Here is a 21,813-nt window from a genome sequence, read left to right on the forward strand (position 1 = left end):
CTCACGAGGTAGAGCCCTGGTCCCGCGAGGTAGAGGCGTGGTCGTGACCACGCCTCTACCTCGGCGGGGTCGTCAGCTCCCGAGGGCGGCGGAGACGACGTCCTTCGCCTCGGCCTGGACCTGGGTGAGGTGCTCGGCCGAGACGAACGACTCGGCGTAGATCTTGTAGACGTTCTCCGTGCCCGACGGCCGGGCCGCGAACCACGCGTTCTCGGTCGTGACCTTGAGCCCGCCGATCGGGGCGTCGTTGCCGGGCGCGTTCGTGAGCTTCGCGGTGATCGGCTCGCCCGCGAGCTCGGTCGCGGTGACCTGCTCGGGCGAGAGCTTGCCGAGCGTCGCCTTCTCCTCGAGCGTCGCCGGCGCGTCGACGCGCGCGTACCAGGACTCGCCGTAGCGCTCGACGAGGTCGCGGTGGTGCTCGGACGGCGTGCGGCCGGTCGTCGCGATGATCTCCGACGCGAGGAGCGCGAGGAGGAGGCCGTCCTTGTCCGTGGACCAGACGCGGCCGTCCTTGCGCAGGAACGAGGCCCCGGCGGACTCCTCGCCGCCGAACCCGACGGTCCCGTCGAGCAGGCCGGGCACGAACCACTTGAACCCGACGGGCACCTCGACGAGCCGGCGGCCCAGGCCGCCCGCGACCCGGTCGATGAGCGCGGACGACACGAGCGTCTTGCCGATCGCCGCGTCGTCGCGCCAGCCCTCGCGCGCGCCGCCGTAGAGGTACTGGATCGCGACGGCGAGGTAGTGGTTGGGGTTCATGAGCCCGGCGTCGGGCGTGACGATCCCGTGGCGGTCGGAGTCCGCGTCGTTCCCGGTCGCGACGTCGAACGGCGCGCCGCCCTCGGCGTCGCCGGAGTCGCCGGTCATCCCCGACACGAGCGACGCCATGGCGTACGGCGAGGAGCAGTCCATGCGGATCTTGCCGTCCCAGTCGAGCGTCATGAACGCCCACCGCGGGTCGACCTGCGGGTTCACGACCGTGAGGTCGAGCCCGTACCGCTCGCCGATCTCGCCCCAGTACTCGACCGACGCGCCGCCCAGCGGGTCGGCGCCGATGCGCACGCCGGAGTCGCGGATCGCGTCGAGATCGAGGACGTTCGCGAGGTCGTCGACGTACGTGGTGAGGAAGTCGTGCTTGTGCACGTGCTCCGACGTGAGCGCCTGGGTGAGCGGCACGCGCCGCACGCTCGCGACGCCGTCGCGCAGGATCTCGTTCGCGCGGTCCGCGATCCAGCCGGTCGCCTCGGACCCGGCGGGGCCGCCGTGCGGCGGGTTGTACTTGAAGCCGCCGTCGCGCGGGGGGTTGTGCGACGGCGTGACGACGATCCCGTCCGCGAGGCCGGGGCCGGTGGTGCGGACGCCGTCGACCGTCGTCGCCTCGTTGTGCAGGAGGATCGACTGCGAGACGGCGGGGGTCGGGGTGAACGAGTCGCGCGCGTCGACGTACGTCTGGACGCCCGCCGCGACGAGGACCTCGAGCGCGGTCTGCCACGCCGGGAGCGACAGCGCGTGCGTGTCGCGCCCGATGAACAGCGGGCCGTCCGTGCCCTGCGAGCGCCGGTACTCGACGATCGCGGCCGTGATCGCGATGATGTGCGCCTCGTTGAACGCGTGGTCGAGGCTCGACCCGCGGTGGCCCGACGTGCCGAAGACGACCTTCTGGGCCGGGTCGTCGACGTCGGGCGCGAGGTCGTAGTAGGCGCCGACCACGGCGTCGACGTCGATGAGGTCGCTGGGCTGGGCGGGCGTGCCGGCGCGGGGATCCATGGGTCGATCCTGCCAGGGGTGACGCCCGCGCGTCAGCCGGGACCGCCGTCCGGTCGGGTCTGCTCGGACGGTCCGGCGTTCGCGCGGTCGATCGCCATCTCGACGGCGTCGAGGAGGCGGTCGAGGCTCGCGTCGAAGGGGCCCTGCGGGGCGTCGAACCCGCCCGCGACGTAGACGCGGGTCATGACGGGGTAGCGCTCGACGTCGAACCAGTCCTCCCAGAAGCTGCCGAGCGTCGTCCAGTACTCGTCGTTGCCGACGCCGGTCGCGTCGCGCTCGGTGCGCTCGGCGACCGTCGCGCGCGCGAGGCCCTGGACGTAGTTGTCGACGAGGCCGAGCGTGTCGACGACCTGGAGCTCGGAGAGGCCGGTGTCGACGATGGTGCGCAGGCCCGCCTCCTGGGCGTCGAGCACGTGGGGCGCGAGCGGGGCGCGCCACATGTTGGTCTGGAGGATCCACGGGTGGCGCAGGTAGAGGTTCCACAGCTCGTGCGCGTACTGCGCGAGCGCGGGCCGCCACGGGGCTCCCGCCGCGGGCAGGTCGAGCTCGGCGTAGGCGCGGTCGATCATGAGGTCGACGAGCTCGGTGCGCCCCGGGACGTACGTGTAGAGCGACATCGCCCCGACCCCGAGCTCGGTCGCGACGCGGCGCATGGACAGCGCGTCGAGGCCGCCCTCCTGCGCGACGACGATCCCGGCCTTCACGACGTCCTCGAGCGTGAGCCGCGGCTTGCGCCCGCGGGTCGCGGGCGCGGGCGGGTCCCACAGGAGCGCGAGGCGCCGGGTGATCTCCGGCGTGCGGACGACCTCGGTGAACTGGGCCCGTGCGTGCTCCGCGGCCTGCACGGCGGAGGCGACCCCGGCGTCCGCGGCCGCGACGACGCCGCGCAGACGCTCCGGCTCCTCCGGCTCCGGGGTCGCGGGCGAGGTCTGCGGGGTGCCCGACGGCGCGAGGTCGCCGTCGCGCTCGTCGGTGCGGTCGGTCGTCACGTGCGTATCCTCCCCGACTTCGGTCGCGTCCCGCCCGGACAAGCTCGGCGGGCCCAAGGCTTGCCTCTTCCCGTACACCGTATGCTAACGTGGATCCTCAATTTCGGTACGGCGTACGAAAGGGTGGCTCCGGTGATCCGAGCCCGTGGCCTGACCAAGACCTTCCACCGCAAGAAAGAGACCGTCGAGGCCGTCAAGGGCATCGACGTCGACGTCCGCGAGGGCGAGCTCGTCGCCTTCCTCGGCCCCAACGGGGCCGGCAAGTCCACGACCCTGAGGATGCTGACGAGCCTCCTCGAACCGACCGCCGGGACCGCGGAGGTCGCCGGCTACGACGTCGCGCGCGACCCGGCCCGGGTCCGCTCCCGCATCGGCTTCATCGGGCAGGGCAACGGCGGCGGGTACTCCTACCGCGTGCTCGACGAGCTGCACAACCAGGGCCGCTTCTACGGCCTGCCGCCCGCCGAGTACACGCGGCGCGCCGCCGATCTCCTCGAGGCGCTCGACCTCGGCGGGCTCGAGAAGCGCACGGTCCAGTCGCTCTCCGGTGGCCAGCGGCGGCGGCTCGACGTGGCGCTCGGGCTCATGAACCACCCGCCGCTGCTGTTCCTCGACGAGCCGACGACGGGACTCGACCCGCACGCGCGCGCCAACCTGTGGGAGCACATCGCCGCGATGCGCGAGCGGTACGGCATGACGATCGTGCTCACCACGCACTACCTCGACGAGGCCGACAGCATGGCCGAGCGCGTCGTCGTCATCGACCACGGCGAGATCATCGCGGACGCCACGCCGGACGCGCTCAAGCACAGCCACGCCGACGACGTCATCACGCTCGCGGTCGTCCCCACGGCGGGCGGGAGCAGCGTTGCCGGCGAGGGGGCGGGTGCGGTGCCCGACGTCGTCGGCCGCGTCCGCGCGTCGCTCGCCGAGGACGTGGGCCAGGTCGAGACCACGAGCGGCGCCGACGGCGTCGTGACCGTCCGGATCTCGACGACCCGCGGCGCGGACCGGCTGCCCGAGGCCATCGAGACGCTGCGCGTCGGCGGCCTCGCGGTGCGCTCGGCCGAGCTCAAGCAGGCGAGCCTCGACGACGTGTTCCTCAACCTCACCGGGCGCAGCCTGCGAGAGGAGGCCGCATGAGCACGCGCACCGACCTCTCGACGCCGGCGAGCCGCACGACACCCGGCACCGACGCGTTCCTGCGGACCGGGGTCGCGAAGTTCCTCGCCGACACCTGGGCCGTCTTCACGCGCGAGATCCTGCTCGTCCTGCGCGACCCGTTCACGCTGATCTTCTCGCTGCTCCAGCCGCTGATCTTCCTCGGCCTGTTCGGCCCGCTGCTCACGGGCGCGGTCGGCGGGTTCGGGGGTGGCGGGGGCGGGTCGACCGCGGAGACGCTGCAGTGGTTCGTGCCCGGCGTGATCGTCATGATCTCGCTGTTCGGCACCTCGATGAGCGGGTCGAACCTGCTCTACGAGATGATGACCGGCTCCTACGAGCGGGTCCTCGCGACCCCGCTCGACCGCTCCGCGATCCTCGTCGGCCGCTCGCTCAAGGAGTTCGCGCCGCTCGTCGTGCAGGGCCTGCTCATCGCGCTGGTCTGCGTCCCGTTCGGGTTCACGCTCTACCCGCTGCACCTGCTCGTCGGGCTGCTGCTGCTCGGGCTGTTCGGCGTCGGCGTCGGCGCGCTGTCCATCGCGCTCGCGCTCGCCGCGAAGAACCGCGAGTGGCTGTTCTGGGGCGTGCAGCAGTCGCTGCTGTTCCCGCTCCTCATCCTGTCCGGGATGATGCTGCCGCTCGAGGCCGGCCCGGCGTGGATGCGCACGGCGGCGCTGTTCAACCCGCTGACCTACATCGTGGACGCCGAGCGCGCGCTGCTCGCCGGGACGTTCGCGAGCACGGACGTGCTGTGGGGCTTCGTCGCCGCGGCGGTGACGTGCGTCGTCGGCCTGTGGGTCGGCATCCGCCGCACCCGCAAGACCGTCTGACAGCACCCCGCCGCCGAGGTAGAGGCCTGGTGCGCCGAGGTAGAGGCCTGGACCATGACCACGCCTCTACCTCGGGCTACCAGGGCTCTACCTCGGCTTGCCGGGCCTCTGCTGGGGACTCGGACCCTGCCGCGCCGGGTCGTTGCCACGGGACGGCATGGCCGGTCGCGAGGGACGCCCGCGCGTCGAGCACGCGCTGGTTGGTGCTGCCGCGGAACGCGAGCGTGAGGTCGCGGCGCGCGAGCTCGAAGCGGCCGTCGACCAGCACGTCGACCTCGGCGATCAGCGCGCGCTGGTCCGGGGTGCCCTCTTGCAGCTCCTCGAGCGTGTAGCCCGTCCAGCACCACACGTCCTTGCGGTCGCCGTGCTCGGCGCGCAGCCGGCGCACGAGGCGCAGGCACACGCCCGTGTTGAGGAACGGTTCCCCGCCGAGCAGGGACAGGCCCTGCACGGCGGAGTGCCCGAGGTCGGCGAGGACCCGGTCCTCCAGGGCGTCGTCGTACGGGCGGCCGTAGCGGAAGCTCCACGCGGCCTCGTTGAAGCAGCCCGCGCACGCGAACAGGCACCCGCTCACGTACAGCGAGCAGCGCACGCCCTCGCCGTCGACCATGACGAACGGCTTGTAGTCCGCGACGTACCCCTGGCTGACGCGGTCCGAGCGCCAGCCGGGGCCGGGGGTGCGCGCCACTGTCACGGCGACGCCGGGTCCGCCAGGTGCTTGACGCGCGCGGAGATCTCCGCGTGGCGGCCGTGCACCATGGGGCGCTGCTGCGGGTTGCCGAGGTACCCGCACGTGCGCTTCACGACGTCGCACGTGCGCGGGTCGGCGTTGCCGCACGACGGGCACGCGAAGCCCCGCGCGGTCGGGTCGAAGTCGCCCGTGAACCCGCACGCGTAGCAGCGGTCGATGGGCGTGTTGGTGCCGAGGTAGCCCACGCGGTCGTAGGCGTAGTCCCAGACGGCCTCCAGCGCCCTCGGGTTCTGCTGGAGCACGGGGTACTCGCAGTAGTGGATGAACCCGCCCGACGTGTACCGCGCGTACTCGGCCTCGAAGTCGAGCTTCTCGAACGGCGTCGGGCTCTTGCGGACGTCGTAGTGGAAGCTGTTCGTGTAGTAGTCCTTGTCGGTGATGTCGGGCACCGCGCCGAACCGCTCCCGGTCGAGGCGGCAGAACCGGTCGGTGAGGCTCTCGCTCGGCGTCGCGTAGACGCTGATCCGGTAGCCGAGCCGCGCCGTCCACCCGGCGGCGTGCGCGTGCAGGGACCGCAGCACGTCGAGCGTGAGCTCCTTGGCCCGCGGGTCGTGCTCCCAGGCGCCGCCGAAGAACGCCGCGGCGACCTCGTACAGCCCGATGTACCCGAGCGACACCGTGGCGCGGCCGTCGCGGAAGAGCCGGTCGACGTCGTCGCCGGGAGCGAGACGCTCCCCGAACGCCCCGTGGACGTAGAGGATCGGCGCGTTGCCCGGCGTCGCCTCCTTGCAGCGCTCGATGCGGAAGACGAGCGCGTCGTGCACGGTCTCCAGGCGCTCGTCGAGCAGTCGCCAGAACGCGTCGAGGTCGCCGTCCGCCTCGAGCGCGATGCGGGGGAGGTTGAGCGTCACGACGCCGAGGTTCATGCGGCCCTCGGAGACGTCGTTGCCGTGCTCGTCCTGCCAACCCTGGAGGAACGACCGGCAGCCCATCGGCACCTTGAACGACCCGGTGAGCTCGACGATCTTGTCGTACGACAGCACGTCCGGGTACATCCGCTTGGTCGCGCACTCGACGGCGAGCTGCTTGAGGTCGTGGTTGGGGTCGCCGGGGTCGAGGTTCACCCCGCGCCGCAGCGTGAAGATGAGCTTGGGGAAGATCGCGGTGCGACCCTCGCTGCCGAGCCCGCGGAGGCGGATCTGGAGGATCGCGCGCTGGATCTCGCGCTCCAGCCAGCCCGTGCCGAGACCGAACCCGACCGACGTGAACGGCGTCTGCCCGTTCGACGTGAACAGGGTGTTGATCTCGTACTCCAACGACTGCATCGCGTCGTAGATGTCCTTGCGCGTCTTCTCGCGCGCGTACTCCTCGTGGTTGGACTCGTCGGCGATCCAGCGGCGCGCGTCGGCGAGGTGCTTCCCCAGGTTGCGCTCGGCGTAGGGAGCGAGGAGCTCGTCGATGCGGTTGACCGAGCACCCGCCGTACTGGCTGGAGGACACGTTCGCGATGATCTGGCTGATCTGCGCCGTCGCGGTCTGGATCGAGCGGGGCGGCTCCACCTGGGCGTTCCCGATCCGGAAGCCGCTCGACAGCATCGACCGGAAGTCGATGAGGCAGCAGTTCGTCATGGGCGCGTAGGGGTGGTAGTCGAGGTCGTGGTAGTGCAGGTCGCCCTTCTGGTGCGCGTTCGCGACGTGCGGAGGAAGCATCCGCAGCCCGATCGCCTTGCCCACGGTCCCGGCCGTGAGGTCGCGCTGGGTGTTGAAGACCTCGCTGTCCTTGTTCGCGTTCTCGTTGACGACCGTGGAGTCCCTTTCCAGCAGCCGCACGATCGAGTGGTTGAGGTCCGTCGCGCGGCTGCGCGCGAAGTCGCGCTCCACGCGGTAGTCGATGTAGGCGCGCGCGACGTCGTACTCGTGCGACTCGAGCAGCACGTGCTCGACGACGCCCTGGATCTCGTAGATCTTGACCGCCCCGACGAACCGCGCGGCGATCTCCTCGTCGACGCGGCCCACGACCTCGTCGACGCGGCTCCGGTGCGTCGCGCCCAGGTCGCCGTGGACCTCCGCGAAGGCCTTCGTCACGGCGGCACGGATCCGGCCGTCGTCGAACGGCCGTCGTCGGCCGTCGCGCTTGAGGACCTCCAGCGTGGCGGTCGTGCTGCGCGGTGCTGCCTGGTCGAGCTCGATGGTGCTCATCGCTCGTCCCCTCTGCCCACCGAGTTCTCGTCTGCGTCCCGCAGGGGTTGCGAGACGGACCGCACCCCAACATGTGGGGTCTGGATCACGGCTGCGCCACCATATCTAGTCCCACTGACGCGTGCGACACCGATCCCCGGCGTGGCGGCGACCGCAGGACAGGTCGGGACGTTGGTCCCGTCGGGCAGGGTCGTGCGACCCGGCGGGGCGGGGATTTCTCGCGGTCGGGACCGCGCGTCGCGGCGCTAGCGTCGGGGCGTGTCCCGACGTCCTCCCGGCTGGGTGCCGAACCAGCACGGCGCGTGGCCGATGCTGCTCCTGCCGTTCGTCGTCGGGACGGTCCGGGGGATCCAGGACGCCGGCTTCCGGCCGGTGACCGTCGCGCTGGGTGCGCTGTGGCTGGTCGGCTACCTCGCCTACTTCGCGGCCGGGCTCTGGCTGAAGTCGCGTCGCCGGGCTCGCTACCGGCGTCCGATGCTCACGTACGGCGCGGTCGCCGCGCCGCTCGGGCTGGTCGTGCTCGTGCTCGATCCCGCGCTCGCGCTCTGGGCCCCCGTGTTCGTCCCGTTACTCGCGCTCGGCCTGTGGGCGTCGGCGCAGCGCACGGAACGGTCCGTCGCCGCGGGCGGCGCGATGACCGTCGCGGCGTCGCTCATGACGGTCGTCGCGTACGCCGCGTGCCGACCGCCTGGCACCCCCGTGTTGGTGGTCCCGGCGGAGGTCTGGCTCGTCGCCGCGCTCCTGCTCGCCTACCTCTTCGGCACGGTGCTCTACGTCAAGACGATGATCCGCGAGCGCGGCGTGCGGTCGTACGTCGTCGCGTCGGTCGCGTACCACGCGGGGGTCACCGTCGCGGCGGGGGTGCTCGCCGTCGTGCACGACCCCTCGTGGTGGTGGGCGACGGCATTCCTCGCCGCCGTGACGATGCGCGCGGCCGTGCTGCCGGGCCGGCCGCTGAGCCCCAAGGCGGTCGGGATCGGGGAGATCGTCGCGACGGTGCTGCTGCTCGCGGTCGCGCTCGTGGTGCGGTAGCCCCGGGCGTGCGGTGGTTCACTGGCGCGATGGACGACGACGCGCCCCTCACGCTCGACGACCTCACGGAGCGCGTCGAGGCGATCTCCGCGCTCTACGCGCGCAAGTTCGCCGTCGAGCGTGACCCGGACTGGTTCATGCTCAAGCTCGCCGAGGAGGTCGGGGAGCTCACCCAGGCGTTCCTCGTCGCGACGGGGCGCACCCGCCCGCGCGGGGACGCGCCGTCCGGGGCTGCCCCTGACGGGGCTACCGGGCGCGACGGCGCGGCCTCGCCCCTCGCGGACGAGGTCGCCGACGTCCTGGCGCACCTGCTGCTGCTCGCGCGCTCCCTGGGCGTCGACGTCGCCGCCGCGGTGCGGCGCAAGTGGCTCGTCTGGGAGGCGGAGCTCAGCGGACGATCGCCGCGCTGACGACCCGGGCGCTCCCGGCGGTGCCGCCGCTAGGGTGGCGCCGTGACCGACCACCGCACCGACCCGCCCGTCAGCGCCGACGAGGTGGCCACGCTGCGCGGCTTCCTCGACTTCCACCGCGACACGCTCCGCTGGAAGACGTCGGGCCTCGACGCGGCCGAGCTCGCCCACCGGCTCCGGCCGTCGTCGATGACGCTCGGCGGGCTGCTCAAGCACCTCGCGTTCGTCGAGTCCCAGTGGTTCTCGCAGGTGCTCCTCGACGAGCCGCTCATGGCGCCGTTCGACACCGCGGACTGGGCCGACGACCGCGACTGGGACTGGACGACGGCGGCGGGCGACTCCCCGGAGGAGCTGCGCATGCTGTTCGACCGGGCGGTCGCGGCGTCCGACGCGATCCTGGACGACGCGCTCGCCGACGGCGGCCTGGACCGGCTGAGCGCGCGGCCCGACCGGCACACGGGCGAGCGCTGGAACCTGCGCTGGATCCTCGTCCACATGATCGAGGAGTACGCCCGCCACAACGGCCACGCCGACCTGCTCCGCGAGGCGATCGACGGGACCGTCGGGGAGTAGCGTCCGGCGGCGGACGCCGTGACCCGTGCGGCGTACCGGGTCGATGGTTGCTCTAGGCACCTCGGGCCGGGACGATGGCCGGCGTGACCGCTCCCGAGCAGCCCTCGTCCGTTCCCTCTCCGCGCCGACCGCGCGTCGCGACCGTCGTGCTCGCCGCGCTCCTCCTAGTCGGCGTCGGGCTCCTGGTCGCCGCGTCCTGGGTGGCGAGCCGCCCTGCGTCGTTCGGGTGGTTCGCGTACGCCCCCGTGTCCGGCACGGCGTTCGTCCCGTCCGGCGTCTTCGGGATCGGATGCGCGGCGTTCCTCGCCGGCGCGGGCGCCCTGCTCGTCGGTGGCGCGGTCGGGTTCCTCGTCGGGCGCGCCACCGCGCCGACGGTGCCCGGAGGCTCCGGAGCCGCCGGCCGGGGTCCCGAAGATCCCCGCACGTCGGGCCCCACCGGCGACGAGGCGTCGGCCGGATGAGCGCGCGCGACGACCTCGTCCTGCTCGACCTCGACGGCACGCTCACCGACTCGGCCCCCGGCATCCTCGCGTCGGTGCGGCACGCGTACGGCGCGCTGCGGCTCCCGGTCCCCGCCGAGCCGGTGCTCCGCGGCTTCGTCGGCCCGCCGCTCGGGGAGTCGTTCGCGGCGCACGGCGTGCCGGTCGACCGCGTGGCCGACGCCGTGGCCGCCTACCGCGACGTGTACACGGCGGGGAACCTCCTCGACAACGCGGTCTACCCCGGCATCCCCGAGTGCCTGACGGCGCTGCGTGGCGCCGGGCTGCGCCTCGCCGTCGCGACGTCGAAGCCGGAGCCGATGGCACGGCGGATCGTCGAGCACTTCGGGCTCGACGCGCACCTCGACCGCGGCCTCGACGACGTGTTCGGCGCGACGCTCGACGGGACGCGCAGCAGCAAGGCCGACGTCGTCGCGCACGCGCTCGCGTCGCTCGACGCGGCCCGGCGCGTGGTCATGGTCGGCGACCGCGAGCACGACGTCCTCGGCGCCGCCGCCCACGGGGTCCCGTGCGTCGGGATCGCGTGGGGCTACGCGCGCCCCGGCGAGCTGGCCGCGGCGGGGGCGACGGCGGTCGTCGGGACGCCGGCCGAGCTCGCGACCGTCCTGCTCCGCCGGGCGCCGCTCGCGGCCTGACGGGCCAGCGCCGACCCGGACGACGGGGCCGGTGCTCAGGCGCGCGAGAGAGCGACGGCTGCGGGGCAGCGCTCAGGCGCGCGCGAGCACGACGACGGGCGCGAGGAGCCCGGCGCGCGTCGCTGCGACGTTGTTGCTGATCCGCGTGACGAACTCCTGGCCGAACACGACGACGAGGCCGTCCTGCCCCGGGCCTCCGGCCGCGGCGAGGGCCGCCCGGCGGTCGTCGACGCGCAGGACGTCGAACCCGGCCGCCGTCAGCGCGCGGCCGTAGTCGTCCGGGGTCTCGACGAACGACGACCCGGCGTCGACCGCCCAGGGCATCGGGAAGGGCAGGTCGCCGGACCCGACCCGCATCTGCTCGAAGAGCCCGAACGGGCTCCCGGGGCGCAGCACGCGGTGGATCTCCGTGAAGAGGGCCGTCTTGTCCGGCACGTTCATGCCGACGTGGACGAGCATCGCGCGGTCGTGCGACGCGTCGTCGCAGGGCAGCCGGTCGCCGTCGCCCAGCGCGAACGTGACGAGGTCGGCGAGCCCCGTCCGTGCGGTGAGCTCGCGGGCGGCGTCGACGAAGTCCGGGCTGAGGTCCACGCCGGTGACGTGGCAGCCGTGCCGGTGCGCGGCGAGCCGCGCCGGTCCGCCGAGCCCGCTGCCGACGTCGAGCAGGGTGGTGCCCGGCGCGAGCCCGAGGAGGTCGAGGAGGGCGGCGGTCGACGTCGCGCCCCCGGCGTGGAGCTCGTCGTACGGGGCGAGCGCGTCGACCGTCACCGGTCCGTCGCCGGCTCCCGCCGCGGCCAGGAGGCGGGCCGCGAGGTCCTTCCCCGCATAGTGCTGCCGCACCTGCTCCGTCGTGGCCATGGCGGCCTCCGTGCTCGTCGCGCGTCCACCCACGGGCGCTCTCTCTCGACCGTACGCCCGTCGTCTCCGCCCCGCCGGTCCGCCGCGCGGTTCGTCGTGAGGGTGTTGACCTTGACGTGACGTCAAGTTCTAGCGTGGTTCTCGTTGCCGCACGAGGCGCCCCGAGACACCGAGACCGTGAGAGGAGGCGGGCGATGCACCCCGCAGGGACGACGAGCGAGCGCACGGCCGACTGGTCCATCCAGGAGGTCGCGCGTCTCGCCGGCACGACGAGCCGCACCTTGCGCCACTACGACGCTGTGGGGCTCCTGCGCCCGAGCCGGGTCGCGTCCAACGGTTACCGGCACTACGACGCGGACGCGCTCGTGCGTCTCCAGCGGATCCTGCTCCTGCGCGACCTCGGCCTCGGGCTCCCCGCGATCCGGGAGGCGCTCGACGGGGCGTCGGACGCCGGGGGCGACGGACCGCCGTCGGGCACCGCCGAGCGCGACGCCCAGGTGCGGGCGCTGCGCGACCACCTCGAGTGGCTGCGGGCGGAGCGGCAGCGGCTGGCGCGGCAGATCGCGTCGGTCGAACGGACGATCACCACGATGGAAGGAGGTGGCGAGCTCATGGCGGACGACATGTTCGACGGGTTCGACCACACGCAGCACCAGGCCGAGGTCGAGGACCGCTGGGGCAAGGACGCGTACGCGCGCGGGCACTCCTGGTGGAGCGGCTTGAGCGAGGCGGAGAAGTCGGCGTTCACGGACCGCGTCGAGCGGCTCAACGGCGACTGGACGGCGGCGGCGGAGGCCGGCGTCGACCCGGCGTCGGACGAGGCGCAGGAGCTCGCGCGGCGCCACGTCGACTGGCTGCAGACCGTGCCCGCGAACCCGGCACACGAGCCCGGGCCGCTGCGGGGCTACCTGCTCGGCCTCGGCGAGATGTACGTCGGGGACCCGCGGTTCGCGCTCAACTATGGCGGCGTCGAGGGCGCGACGTTCGTCCGCGACGCCCTGCGCGTCTACGTCGAGCGCAACCTCTGAGGAGCGCCGACGCGGGGGGGATCCCGACCCGGGACCATCGGCCCGGGCGGGATCACCGCGACGTCACTAGCCTGGAAGCCTGGCGGGACACGGCGCCCCGCCGCCCGCCAGGAGGCACCCATGGCCACGACGTCGACGTCCACCGGCCCGGCCACGACCCGCAACGTCGCCCTCGTGGGGCACAGCGGGTCGGGCAAGACCACGCTCGCGGAGGCGTTCCTCCATCGCGCGGGCGCGATCCCGCGGGCCGGCTCCGTCGCCGAGGGCACGACCGTCTGCGACCACGAGCCCGAGGAGGTCGCGCGCGGCATCTCGGTGAGCCTCGGCGTCGCGCACCTGGACTGGCGCGCGCCCGACGGCGGCACCTACCAGGTCACCCTGCTCGACACCCCCGGGTCCCCGGACTTCGCGGGCTCCGTGGACGCGGCGCTCGCTGTGGCCGACCTCGCGGTCGTGGTGGTGAGCGCCGTCGACGGGGTCCAGTCGGGCACGGAGGAGGTCTGGCGGCGCTGCGACGAGGCGGGGATACCCCGCCTCGTCGTCGTCTCCCAGGAGGACCGCGCGCGGGCGAGCTTCCGCACGGTGCTCGCCGCGCTGCGCGGCGCGCTCGACGCGCCGTTCGTGCCGCTCGAGCTCCCGCTCGGCGAGGAGCAGTCGCTGCACGGCGTGGCCGACGTCCTCACCGAGCGCGCGCGGGAGTACGACGGCGACGGGCGCACCCACGAGGAGGACGTCCCCGCCGACGTGCGCGACGAGGAGCACGCGCTGCACGACGAGGTCGTGGAGGAGATCGTCACGCACGACGACGACCAGCTCGAGGCGTACCTCGCGGGCGACGAGCCCGGCGCGGCCGACCTCGAGCGCACGCTCGCGCACGAGGTGCTCACGGGCGAGGCCGTGCCGGTGCTTCTCGCGTCCGCGGTGACGGGCGTCGGCGTGGACCGCGTGCTCGACCTCGTGTGCGAGCTGGGGCCGTCGCCCGCGGACCGGGCGGCCGTCGTGGCGCTGCCCGACGGCGCGGGGTCGGCAGGTGCCGACGGGTCCCCGTCGGAGGGGGCGACGACGGAGGTCGCTGCGGACCCCGCGGCCGACGCGCTCGTGCACGTCTTCCGGACGGTCGTCGACCCGTTCGTGGGCCAGGTGTCGGTGTTCAAGGTGCTCTCGGGGTCGGTCGCGACGGGCGACCGGCTCGTGAGCACCGCGACCGGCGCCGAGGACCGCGTGCACGGGCTCTTCCGGCTGCGCGGGCGCGAGCACGTCGCGGTCGACCGCGTGGTCGCGGGCGACGTGGCCGCCGTCGCGAAGCTCTCGGCCGCCTCGACCGGCACGCTGCTGGCGGCGCGGCGCGCGCCCGTCTCCGCGCGCGACCTCCCCGAGCGACCACCGGTGTACGCGGTCGCGCTGCGACCCGTGTCCCAGTCCGACGACGACAAGCTGTCCTCGGCGCTGACCCGCCTGCGCGCCGAGGACCCGACGCTGCACGTCGACCTCACCGGGTCGCAGGCCGTGCTCGGGGGCCTCGGCGACACCCACCTCGCCGTCGCGGTCGAGCGGCTGGAACGCTCGTTCGGCGTGCGCGTCACGACCGAGCCTGTCCAGGTCGCGTACCGCGAGACCATCACGCGCGCCGTCGAGGTCGAGGGCAAGGTGAAGAAGCAGTCGGGCGGGCACGGGCAGTTCGCCGTCGTGCAGCTCCGCGTGTCGCCGCTCCCGCGCGGCGAGGGGTTCGAGTTCGTCAGCTCCGTCGTCGGCGGGTCGGTGCCACGCCAGTACCTCCCCGCCGTGGAGCGCGGCGCGCGCGAGGCGATGGAGGGCGGCGGGCCGCACGGGTACCCGGTCGTCGACCTGCGCGTCGAGGTCCTCGACGGCAAGGCCCACTCCGTCGACTCCTCCGACATGGCGTTCCGCACCGCGGGCGGCGCCGGGGTGCGCGAGGCGCTCGCGGCGGCGGGCACCGTCGTCCTGGAACCCGTCTCCGCCGTGTCCGTGACCGTCCCGTCCGACGCGCAGGGTGACGTCATGGGCGACCTCTCCGCGCGCCGCGGCCACATCACCGCGACCGACTCCCTGCCCGACGGCCGCGTGCGCGTCGATGCACTCGTGCCCGAGGCCGAGCTCACCCGCTACGTCCTCGACCTGCGCTCGATCACCGGCGGGCGCGGGTCGTTCACGGCCACCCCCGACCGCTACGAGGTGCTCCCGGGTGGGGTGGGAGCGAGCCGCTAGAGACGGTCGTCTTGACGAGCAGTGCTCACGGCAGCGAGGCGTTCGGACCAGAACGGGTCCGAGCGCCAGTCCGGCGGGATGCCCATGCCCTTCAGCGGTACCTCGGGGTGCTGGTCGAGCAGGGCGCTCAGCCGACGCGCCCAGGACGAACGGGGTGACACCACGGCCAGCACACTCTGAAGAGAGGCGAGCACGGGATAGAGGCGTTTTCGGCGATCGGAGGACGAGAGCACCTCTGTGTCGGTGAGTCAGCCTACCGAGGGTGACGTCGGGATCGCGGGATAGACGCCGAGCCCGACGCTCCACAGCCTCCCGTGGTGCGCGCAGACGTTTCTCACCCGCACGTACGTGCGCAGCCACGACAGCAGTACCGGTCCTGGGAGGCCCAGCGGCTGCGCCACACGACCGATGTCGGTGGCGCGCTGCAGGTTGCTGACGAGGCCAGACAACTGGCCCAGGGTGAGCATCTCGACCATCAGCCACGACGGCGGCAGGGCTGGCTCTCCGTAGGTCGTCAGGTAGTGCTCCAGTGCCGAGGCGTGAGCGAGGTCGCCGCCGGCGGACTCCGGCGCGCTAGCCAGCCGGTCCTCACAGGTCTTCCGGACCATCTCCAAGAACCACTGATGCCGACGCTCGTCTCTGAAGTGCTCCGGCTCGCAGTACCAGAAAGGGCCACCGCGGTGCACGGACATGTGGTCGGTGAGACTGGACCGGACGGCGACCTCGATGCGCTCCAGGGCGTCCATGACCAGCAGGCGGAGTTTGCGGTCGAAGACGTACAGGTCGAGCACATGGTCGAACGTTGTTCCGGTTCGCAGCGCCTCGGCGGTCGGATCCTCGCGGAAAGGGATGAGGTAGGGCGAGAACCGGTAGTGGCCCACGTGGCGGAGGTACCGGACGGCGATCCGGGTCCGTGACGACGAGTCCGCGCTCGACCATTCTGGCGACCAGCTCGTCGTGCGTGAGCGCAGGCTTGGAGAAGTGATGCGGCCCTCGAGGTCGCGGCTGCCGTGTTGGCATTGCTCTCTTTGCCCCCTGCGCAGAGAAAATCCCCCGGGTTGCGCATCGTGGAGAGGCGTGGGGGATGTAGTGCTCCCGACCCTATCGTTCATGAGCACGAACAACAACGGTGGCGTTCGTCATCGGACGATCGGCGGATCGAGGAACTACGACGACGGTCGCCTGCGTGGACGTCGGGGCGGGGTGACGTCCCGTCGCGGGTGCCCTCCATAGCGTTGACAGAGCCGGACCGCAGTCAACGGCGCGGCAGGACGATCGGTGCGCCGCCGCCGGGGTGGTCGACCACCTCGACGGGGTAGTCGTAGACGCCGCTCAACAGCTCGGCGGTGAGGACGTCGCGCGGTCCGCCGTCGGCGACGACGCGCCCGCCCGCGAGGACGGTGACCTGGTCGGCGTACGCGGCCGCGAGCGAGAGGTCGTGCACGACGACGACCACCGCACCGCCCGCGGCGGCGTGCGCCCGCGCGAGCTGGAGCACGAGCTCCTGGTGCTTGAGGTCGAGCGCGGCGGTCGGCTCGTCGAGCATGAGGAGCGACGTGCGCTGCGTGAGCACGCGGGACAGCGCGACGCGCGCCTTCTCGCCGCCGGACAGCGACGTGAAGTGCCGGTCGGCGAGGTGCTCGACGTCGGTCGCGGCCAGGGCCTCGGCGACCGCGGCGTCGTCCTCGTCCTCGAACGGGGTGCCCCGCCACGGCGAGCGGCCCATGCGCACGACGTCCACGGCGGTGAACGGGAAGCTCAGCGAGACCTGCTGGAGCATGACGGACCGACGTAGCGCGAGCTCGGTGGGCGTCCATGCGCGCAGCGGTCGCCCGTCGACCACGACGTCCCCGGCCTCGGGAACCAGGTCGCCCGTGAGCACGGCGAGCAGGGACGACTTGCCCGCGCCGTTGGGGCCGAGCAGCGCGCGGACCTCGCCCGCGCGGACGTCCACGGACACGTCGCGCAGGATCGGCGCGTCGCCGAGCGTGAGGGAGACCCCGTGCGCGGCGGTGACCACGTCGCCGGGCGCGACGGGCCCGGGGAGGCGGGACCGCCGTCGGGCACCGGTGACCGCGGTCCGCAGCGAGCCGAGGAACGAGGAGCCCTCGTGGCGCAGGTCGCTCATGCCCAGCCTCCCTGGCGCGAGCGCGTGCGGCGCAGCAGGTAGAAGAAGAACGGCCCGCCGACGAGCGACGTGATCATGCCGAGCGGCAGCTCGACGTTCGCGACGGCGCTGCGCGCGAGGAGGTCGGCGGCGAGCAGCACGACGGCGCCGCCCAGCACGGACGCCGGGATGAGCGTGCGGTGGCTCGGCCCGCACACCATGCGCACGAGGTGCGGCACGACGAGCCCGACGAACGCGATGATCCCCGTGAACGCGACCCCGGCGGAGACGAGCAGCGCGACGAGGACGATGACGAGCTGGCGCAGACGCTCGACGTCGACCCCGAGGTGCTGGGCCGCGCGCTCGCCGAGCGCGAGGAGGTCCATCCTGCGGCGCACGAGCATCGCGCCCGTGACGCCGACGACCGCGATCGGCAGCACGACCGCGACGGACTGCCACGTCGCGCCGCCGAGCGACCCGAGCTGCCAGAAGACGATCTGCTCGCGCGCCGCCGGGTCGGCGACGAACGTGAAGAACGCGAGCATCCCGCCCGCGAACGCGTTGACCGCGATACCCGTGAGGACGAGCGTCACGACCTCGGTCCGCCCCCCGGCGCGCGCGAGCGCGTAGACGACGAACGTCGTGACCAGCCCGCCGAGGAACGCCGCCCCGGCGACCCACGTGCCCGGCACGAGCGCCCCCGCGGTGACGATGACCGCGCACGCGCCCACGGCCGCGCCCGACGACACCCCGATGACGCCCGGCTCGGCGAGCGGGTTGCCGAACACGCCCTGCATGAGCGCACCCGAGCACGCGAGCGCCGCGCCCACGACGATCGCCAGGACGACGCGCGGGAACCGCACGACCCACAGCGCGTTCTCGCCCTGCGGGTGCGACGGCATCGGCCCCCAGTCGAGCCCGACGTGGTGCGCGAGCGAGCCGAGCACCTCCGCGGGTGACACGGGCACCTGCCCCGTCATCCCGGACACGACCGTGAGCACCGCGAGCGCGACGCCCAGACCGACCATGAGCCAGCGCGCGGCCCGGCGGCGCTGCTGCCCGACGGCGGGGCCGACCCGGGCGGGCCGGTCGCCCGAGCGGGAGGCGTCGTCGGGCGCGGTGGCGTCCTCGGGTACCGGCGCGTCCTCGGGCGTGCCGAGGGAACGGGTGAGGGGCGTGCTCACGAGGCCGGGAGCTCCGGCGCGGGCACCCCGTAGAAGGCCTCGACGAGCGACGCGATCGTGGACCCGGTGCGGGGGCCGAACGTGAGGAGGCGCGAGCCGTCCATGTCGACGACGCGGCGCGCCTCGCCCGCGGGCGTCTGCGCGAGGCCCGGGATCGCCATCATGGCGTCGAGGCCGCCCATCGACTCGAGCCCGTCGGTCATGACGAGGTACGCGTCGGGCGCGGCGCTGATGATCGCCTCGCTCGTGACCGGCGCGTACTGCTGCGTCAGGCCGATCGCCGTCCCGGCGTCCTCGCCGCCGACCTCCTGGATCAGGTCGTCGGCGCCCGAGCCGGGCCCGAACAGCATCTTGATGTTCGACCCGCGCAGGTAGAGGAACGCGACGCGGGGGTTCCCCGTGTCCCGCGGGACCGCGCCGAGCGCCGCGCAGATCTGCCGGTCCGTGCGCTCGACGAGCGCCTCGCCCTGCGCGGGCACGCCGAGCGCGGTCGCGACGGCGCGGATCCGGTCGTCGACGCCGTCCAGCGTGCGCGCCTCGTCGAAGTAGACGACGGGGATGCCCGAGCTCTCGAGCTGTCCGCGCACGTCGTCGGTGAGGATCGTCGCGTCGGTGAGGATCACGGACGGGTCGAACCCGAGGATCGCCTCGACGTCGAGCGCGTGCCCCGCGCCCGTGACCACGGGGACGTCCGCCGCCTCGGGGAAGCCGGTCGGCAGGTCGCGCCCGACGACGTTGGCGCCCAGCCCCAGGCTGTAGACGATCTCGCCCAGCGTCCCGTACAGGTCGACGGGGATGATGCGGCTCACGTCGGTGATCTCGACCGTCCGGCCGTCGACCGACTCGACCGTGACGGGGAGCTGCGGGGCCGGTGCGTCCGCGATCGGGTGGATCGCGTCGTCGGCGAACGTCGCGCTCGTGGGCCCGGTGGGGAACGACGCCGGGTCGACGTCGGAGCCGCCGCCCGCGGCGCGCGACTCCTCGAGCGTCGTGCACGACGGCGCGCCCGTCTGGTCGGCGGTCTCCGCGGGCGCCGCCTCGACGGGCGCGGCGTCCTGGCTCGCCTCCGCCGACGGCGTCGCGGGCGGCTCGTAGGGGAGCGGCGCGCACGCGGCGACGAGCCCCAGCGCGACGACGGCCCCCGCCCCGACCAGCGCCGTCACCGTCCGTCGCGCCCGACCGCGCGCGGTGCCCGACGGACCCGAGGGTGACGTCGAGCGGCTCGTCGTCGAGCCGGGGTGCAGCGCGGAGCGGGCAGCGTGAGGCATGGGGAGTCTCCAGGGAGCGGTGCGCGGGAGGGCGCGACCCGGCGAGGCCGTCGCCCGCCCCAGGTAAGACGAGCCTAACCTGACTTGGAGCCGGCCTCGACCGCCTCGCGAGTAACGCGCCTCACGCGAACGGCGCGAACCGAACCCACTCGACCGAGGAAGAACCCGACTCCCTCGAGGAAGGGTCGTGGTCCGCCGAGGCAGAGCCCCGGCCGACCGGGGCTCTATCTCGAGGTCAGGGGTGGGCGGCGCCCAGGTCGGCGAAGAGGTCGCTGTTGAGGCGGAAGGCGTGCTTGGCCTCGGCGACGGTCTCGTCGAGCTGCTCGGGCGTGAGGACGAGGCCGTCGAGGCGCTCGCGGTAGACGTCCTTGAACGGCTTGGACTTGGGGATCTCGACGAACGTGTAGAACGCGAGGCCGTCGCCCGAGAGCCCGTAGTGGCGCTCGAGCATGCGCTTGATGATCTGGCCGCCGGAGAGGTCGCCGAGGTAGCGGGTGTACGCGTGCGCGGCGTACGCGGGCAGCGACGCGCCGACCGCGCGCAGGCGCGCGACGTAGCGCTCCGTCGCGGGGTGGACGGTGATGCGCTCGGCCCAGTCGGCGCCGACGAGGAACGCGAGGTCCTTCTCGATCTCGGGGGTGCGGGTGAGCTCGTCGAAGACGAGTGTCGAGCCCTGGGCGTCGGCGCGCATCGCTGCGCTCGCGTCCTCGAGCGCGCCGTAGATCGCCCACTGCTGCGCTGCGAGGTCGGCGTACGCCGCGACGTCGAGCTGCCCGGACATGAGCCGCTCGACGAAGCCGGAGCCCTCCGCCTGTTCGTGCTCCGGGCGCGTGCCCTCGCGCAGGCGCAGGGACAGCGGCACGTTCTCGTCGGCGCGCTCGAGGTCGTGGGTGAGAGCAGTCACGGGTGGCTCCTGCGGGTGTGCGTGGGGTCGGGTCTGCTGCTCGTCCTGACGCAGTGTCATGACGATGCGTCAGGAACTGTAACCCAGCCAGGTGAGGCTTGCCTATCCTCTGTCCGGGATCTGGTCCACGTCCTCCGGGTCGGGGAGCCCGGCGAGGAACCGGAAGCCGAGCAGTGCGACCAGGCTGCCCAGACCGCCGCCGACGACGAGCGGGGTCGCCAGGTCCGCGCGGGCCAGGAGCCCGCCGAGGAACGCGCCGAGCGGCATCACCCCCCACAGGAGCGTCCGCCAGGTGCCGTGCACGCGGCCGAGCAGGCGGCCGGGGATCATCGCCTGGCGCAGCGACATGACGAGCACGTTCCACACCGTGACCGCCCCCGAGCTCACCGCGAACAGGGCGGCGCCGACGGCCACCGCGGCGCCGGAGCCGGGCAGGAGCGGGGCAAGACCCAGGAGCACGAGGACGACCGTCGAGACCAGGTTCGCGACGGCCATCGTCGGGCCGGTCCCGAAGCGTTCCTTGGCGGGGTTCGCCACGGCCGCCGCGACGAGCGACCCGGCAGCCCCGACGAGCAGGAACGTCCCGTACCAGGCCTCGGGGACGCCCAGCACGTCGAGCACGTAGAGCACGATCGTCGCGGTCGCGGCGGAGAAGCAGAGCCCGACGACGATCGAGAGCAGCCACAGCGGCCGCAGGGTCGGGTGCGCCCATAGGTAACGGAACCCGTCCCCGAGCTGGCGGAACCAGGGCGGCGCGGGCTCGGCCCCCTCGACGGCCGCGGTCCGGTGCTCGCCCGCGGCGACGGCGGGCAGGAACAGCGCGAGCGCCCCCGCGACGGCGTAGGCGGCCGCGCCGGTCCCGAGCGGTACGACGACGGCGACCGCGAACAGCGCCGACGTGAGCGGCGCGGAGAGGAAGTTCTGGACGGTGATCTCGCCCGCCTCGATGCGCGAGTTCGCGCGGGGGAGGTCGGCGGGCCGCACGATCGAGGGCAGCACCGCGCGGATCGCGCCGTCGTACACGGTCTCGAGCGCGCCGTAGAGGAAGACGACGGCGTAGAGCCACCAGATCGTCAGCGTGCCCGTCGCGGCCAGGGCGACGAGCCCGAGGGCGAGGACCGTGCGCGCGCCGTTCGCGAGCGCGAGCGCGTGCCGGCGGTCGACGCGGTCGAGGAGGACCCCGGCGGGGATCGCGAAGAACAGCCACGGCAGCAGCGAGACGGCGGCGATGCCCGACACGAGGAACGGGTCGTCGGTGAGCCGGGCGGCGAGCAGCGGCGACGCGACGCGCGCGATGCCGTCGCCCAGGCTGGAGCTGAGGTTCGCGGTGAAGACGTTCCGGAACGGCGCGCCGAGCCCGGTGCGCACCCGGGCGGGGGCGTCGGGGAGCCTGCGGCGGCGGAGGGTCGGCACCTCCCGAGGCTAGGCGACGGTTGCCGGGGGCATCACGCG

Annotated in this window: 21 protein-coding genes; 9 read left to right on the forward strand and 12 right to left on the reverse strand. The window is 73.5% G+C overall.

Features of this window, described 5'->3' with window-relative positions; all coding sequences use genetic code 11:
* Positions 1 to 72: 72 nt before the first annotated feature.
* Both pgm and FB00_RS05865 read right to left on the reverse strand, forming a co-directional pair.
* Positions 73 to 1,767 (reverse strand): phosphoglucomutase (alpha-D-glucose-1,6-bisphosphate-dependent), encoded by a 1,695-nt coding sequence (pgm, locus tag FB00_RS05860; protein ID WP_047231900.1) that lies wholly within the window; start codon positions 1,765 to 1,767, stop codon positions 73 to 75.
* 32 nt (positions 1,768 to 1,799) lie between these two features.
* The gene (locus tag FB00_RS05865; protein WP_052877478.1) at positions 1,800 to 2,756 is read right to left on the reverse strand and encodes a TetR/AcrR family transcriptional regulator; all 957 of its coding nucleotides are present in this window, start codon (positions 2,754 to 2,756) and stop codon (positions 1,800 to 1,802) included.
* Positions 2,757 to 2,888: 132 nt separating this feature from the next.
* Here FB00_RS05865 and FB00_RS05870 point away from each other — a divergent pair, with 132 nt between their 5' ends.
* A complete protein-coding gene (locus FB00_RS05870; protein WP_047232026.1) occupies positions 2,889 to 3,899 on the forward strand; it encodes an ABC transporter ATP-binding protein in 1,011 nt (336 codons plus the stop codon).
* Positions 3,896 to 4,747: an ABC transporter permease gene (locus FB00_RS05875; protein WP_082141034.1), complete on the forward strand. Its 852-nt coding sequence runs from the start codon at positions 3,896 to 3,898 to the stop codon at positions 4,745 to 4,747. The genes FB00_RS05870 and FB00_RS05875 overlap by 4 nt, the downstream gene beginning before the upstream one ends.
* Before the next feature lie 76 nt (positions 4,748 to 4,823).
* On the opposite strand, the gene nrdG is transcribed toward FB00_RS05875, so the two are convergent.
* Positions 4,824 to 5,441, reverse strand: coding sequence for an anaerobic ribonucleoside-triphosphate reductase activating protein (gene nrdG / locus FB00_RS05880; protein WP_231581731.1), 618 nt, complete (start codon positions 5,439 to 5,441; stop codon positions 4,824 to 4,826).
* Positions 5,438 to 7,636, reverse strand: coding sequence for an anaerobic ribonucleoside-triphosphate reductase (gene nrdD, locus FB00_RS05885; protein WP_047231902.1), 2,199 nt, complete (start codon positions 7,634 to 7,636; stop codon positions 5,438 to 5,440). The genes nrdG and nrdD overlap by 4 nt, the downstream gene beginning before the upstream one ends.
* Before the next feature lie 258 nt (positions 7,637 to 7,894).
* Here nrdD and FB00_RS05890 point away from each other — a divergent pair, with 258 nt between their 5' ends.
* From FB00_RS05890 to FB00_RS05910, 5 genes are all read left to right on the forward strand, one after another.
* Positions 7,895 to 8,668, forward strand: a complete 774-nt coding sequence (locus FB00_RS05890; RefSeq protein WP_231581732.1) for a YwiC-like family protein — start codon at positions 7,895 to 7,897, stop codon at positions 8,666 to 8,668.
* A gap of 29 nt (positions 8,669 to 8,697) precedes the next feature.
* The gene (locus FB00_RS05895) at positions 8,698 to 9,078 is read left to right on the forward strand and encodes a hypothetical protein (RefSeq protein ID WP_047231903.1); all 381 of its coding nucleotides are present in this window, start codon (positions 8,698 to 8,700) and stop codon (positions 9,076 to 9,078) included.
* Positions 9,079 to 9,120: 42 nt separating this feature from the next.
* A complete protein-coding gene (locus FB00_RS05900) occupies positions 9,121 to 9,651 on the forward strand; it encodes a DinB family protein (protein ID WP_047231904.1) in 531 nt (176 codons plus the stop codon).
* An 83-nt stretch (positions 9,652 to 9,734) separates the two neighbouring features.
* Entirely contained in the window at positions 9,735 to 10,112 is a 378-nt protein-coding gene (locus tag FB00_RS05905) for a hypothetical protein (protein ID WP_156186310.1), read from the forward strand.
* The gene (locus FB00_RS05910; RefSeq protein ID WP_047231906.1) at positions 10,109 to 10,786 is read left to right on the forward strand and encodes an HAD hydrolase-like protein; all 678 of its coding nucleotides are present in this window, start codon (positions 10,109 to 10,111) and stop codon (positions 10,784 to 10,786) included. Before FB00_RS05905 ends, FB00_RS05910 begins: the two co-directional genes overlap by 4 nt.
* Positions 10,787 to 10,858: 72 nt before the next feature.
* Here FB00_RS05910 and FB00_RS05915 read toward each other — a convergent pair whose 3' ends face one another.
* Positions 10,859 to 11,644 (reverse strand): SAM-dependent methyltransferase, encoded by a 786-nt coding sequence (locus tag FB00_RS05915; RefSeq protein ID WP_047232029.1) that lies wholly within the window; start codon positions 11,642 to 11,644, stop codon positions 10,859 to 10,861.
* Positions 11,645 to 11,838: 194 nt separating this feature from the next.
* Here FB00_RS05915 and FB00_RS05920 point away from each other — a divergent pair, with 194 nt between their 5' ends.
* The gene (locus FB00_RS05920; protein ID WP_047231907.1) at positions 11,839 to 12,672 is read left to right on the forward strand and encodes a MerR family transcriptional regulator; all 834 of its coding nucleotides are present in this window, start codon (positions 11,839 to 11,841) and stop codon (positions 12,670 to 12,672) included.
* Positions 12,673 to 12,792: 120 nt separating this feature from the next.
* Positions 12,793 to 14,898: an elongation factor G gene (locus FB00_RS05925; protein ID WP_047231908.1), complete on the forward strand. Its 2,106-nt coding sequence runs from the start codon at positions 12,793 to 12,795 to the stop codon at positions 14,896 to 14,898.
* On the opposite strand, the gene FB00_RS22645 is transcribed toward FB00_RS05925, so the two are convergent.
* The 7 genes from FB00_RS22645 to FB00_RS05955 form a co-directional block, all read right to left on the reverse strand.
* On the reverse strand, positions 14,895 to 15,062 hold the full coding sequence (locus FB00_RS22645) for a hypothetical protein (protein WP_231581733.1): 168 nt from the start codon (positions 15,060 to 15,062) through the stop codon (positions 14,895 to 14,897). The two genes, FB00_RS05925 and FB00_RS22645, sit on opposite strands and share 4 nt — an antisense overlap.
* 84 nt (positions 15,063 to 15,146) lie before the next feature.
* On the reverse strand, positions 15,147 to 15,779 hold the full coding sequence (locus tag FB00_RS05930; protein ID WP_231581734.1) for an Abi family protein: 633 nt from the start codon (positions 15,777 to 15,779) through the stop codon (positions 15,147 to 15,149).
* Between the two features lie 374 nt (positions 15,780 to 16,153).
* Entirely contained in the window at positions 16,154 to 17,026 is an 873-nt protein-coding gene (locus tag FB00_RS05935; protein ID WP_047231909.1) for a heme ABC transporter ATP-binding protein, read from the reverse strand.
* Positions 17,023 to 18,033 (reverse strand): FecCD family ABC transporter permease, encoded by a 1,011-nt coding sequence (locus FB00_RS05940; protein WP_047232030.1) that lies wholly within the window; start codon positions 18,031 to 18,033, stop codon positions 17,023 to 17,025. The genes FB00_RS05935 and FB00_RS05940 overlap by 4 nt, the downstream gene beginning before the upstream one ends.
* Positions 18,034 to 18,185: 152 nt before the next feature.
* Positions 18,186 to 19,457, reverse strand: a complete 1,272-nt coding sequence (locus FB00_RS05945; protein ID WP_052877480.1) for a heme/hemin ABC transporter substrate-binding protein — start codon at positions 19,455 to 19,457, stop codon at positions 18,186 to 18,188.
* 235 nt (positions 19,458 to 19,692) lie between these two features.
* Positions 19,693 to 20,361, reverse strand: coding sequence for a heme oxygenase (biliverdin-producing) (locus FB00_RS05950; RefSeq protein WP_047231910.1), 669 nt, complete (start codon positions 20,359 to 20,361; stop codon positions 19,693 to 19,695).
* Positions 20,362 to 20,463: 102 nt separating this feature from the next.
* The gene (locus FB00_RS05955; RefSeq protein ID WP_047231911.1) at positions 20,464 to 21,774 is read right to left on the reverse strand and encodes an MFS transporter; all 1,311 of its coding nucleotides are present in this window, start codon (positions 21,772 to 21,774) and stop codon (positions 20,464 to 20,466) included.
* Positions 21,775 to 21,813: the final 39 nt, after the last annotated feature.

The sequence above is a fragment of the Cellulosimicrobium funkei genome (assembly GCF_001019615.1).
In the GTDB taxonomy this organism is placed as follows: Bacteria; Actinomycetota; Actinomycetes; order Actinomycetales; family Cellulomonadaceae; genus Cellulosimicrobium; species Cellulosimicrobium cellulans_E.

What these genes read in the sequence shown, in the direction of transcription:
- nrdD (WP_047231902.1), bottom strand. Translation starts at nt 7,636, where the DNA reads ATGAGCACCATCGAGCTCGACCAGGCAGCACCGCGCAGCACGACCGCC.
- FB00_RS05935 (WP_047231909.1), bottom strand. Translation starts at nt 17,026, where the DNA reads ATGAGCGACCTGCGCCACGAGGGCTCCTCGTTCCTCGGCTCGCTGCGG.
- FB00_RS05945 (WP_052877480.1), bottom strand. Translation starts at nt 19,457, where the DNA reads ATGCCTCACGCTGCCCGCTCCGCGCTGCACCCCGGCTCGACGACGAGC.
- pgm (WP_047231900.1), bottom strand. Translation starts at nt 1,767, where the DNA reads ATGGATCCCCGCGCCGGCACGCCCGCCCAGCCCAGCGACCTCATCGAC.
- FB00_RS05875 (WP_082141034.1), top strand. Translation starts at nt 3,896, where the DNA reads ATGAGCACGCGCACCGACCTCTCGACGCCGGCGAGCCGCACGACACCC.
- FB00_RS05895 (WP_047231903.1), top strand. Translation starts at nt 8,698, where the DNA reads ATGGACGACGACGCGCCCCTCACGCTCGACGACCTCACGGAGCGCGTC.
- FB00_RS05915 (WP_047232029.1), bottom strand. Translation starts at nt 11,644, where the DNA reads ATGGCCACGACGGAGCAGGTGCGGCAGCACTATGCGGGGAAGGACCTC.
- FB00_RS05910 (WP_047231906.1), top strand. Translation starts at nt 10,109, where the DNA reads ATGAGCGCGCGCGACGACCTCGTCCTGCTCGACCTCGACGGCACGCTC.
- FB00_RS05920 (WP_047231907.1), top strand. Translation starts at nt 11,839, where the DNA reads ATGCACCCCGCAGGGACGACGAGCGAGCGCACGGCCGACTGGTCCATC.
- FB00_RS05925 (WP_047231908.1), top strand. Translation starts at nt 12,793, where the DNA reads ATGGCCACGACGTCGACGTCCACCGGCCCGGCCACGACCCGCAACGTC.
- FB00_RS05940 (WP_047232030.1), bottom strand. Translation starts at nt 18,033, where the DNA reads ATGGTCGGTCTGGGCGTCGCGCTCGCGGTGCTCACGGTCGTGTCCGGG.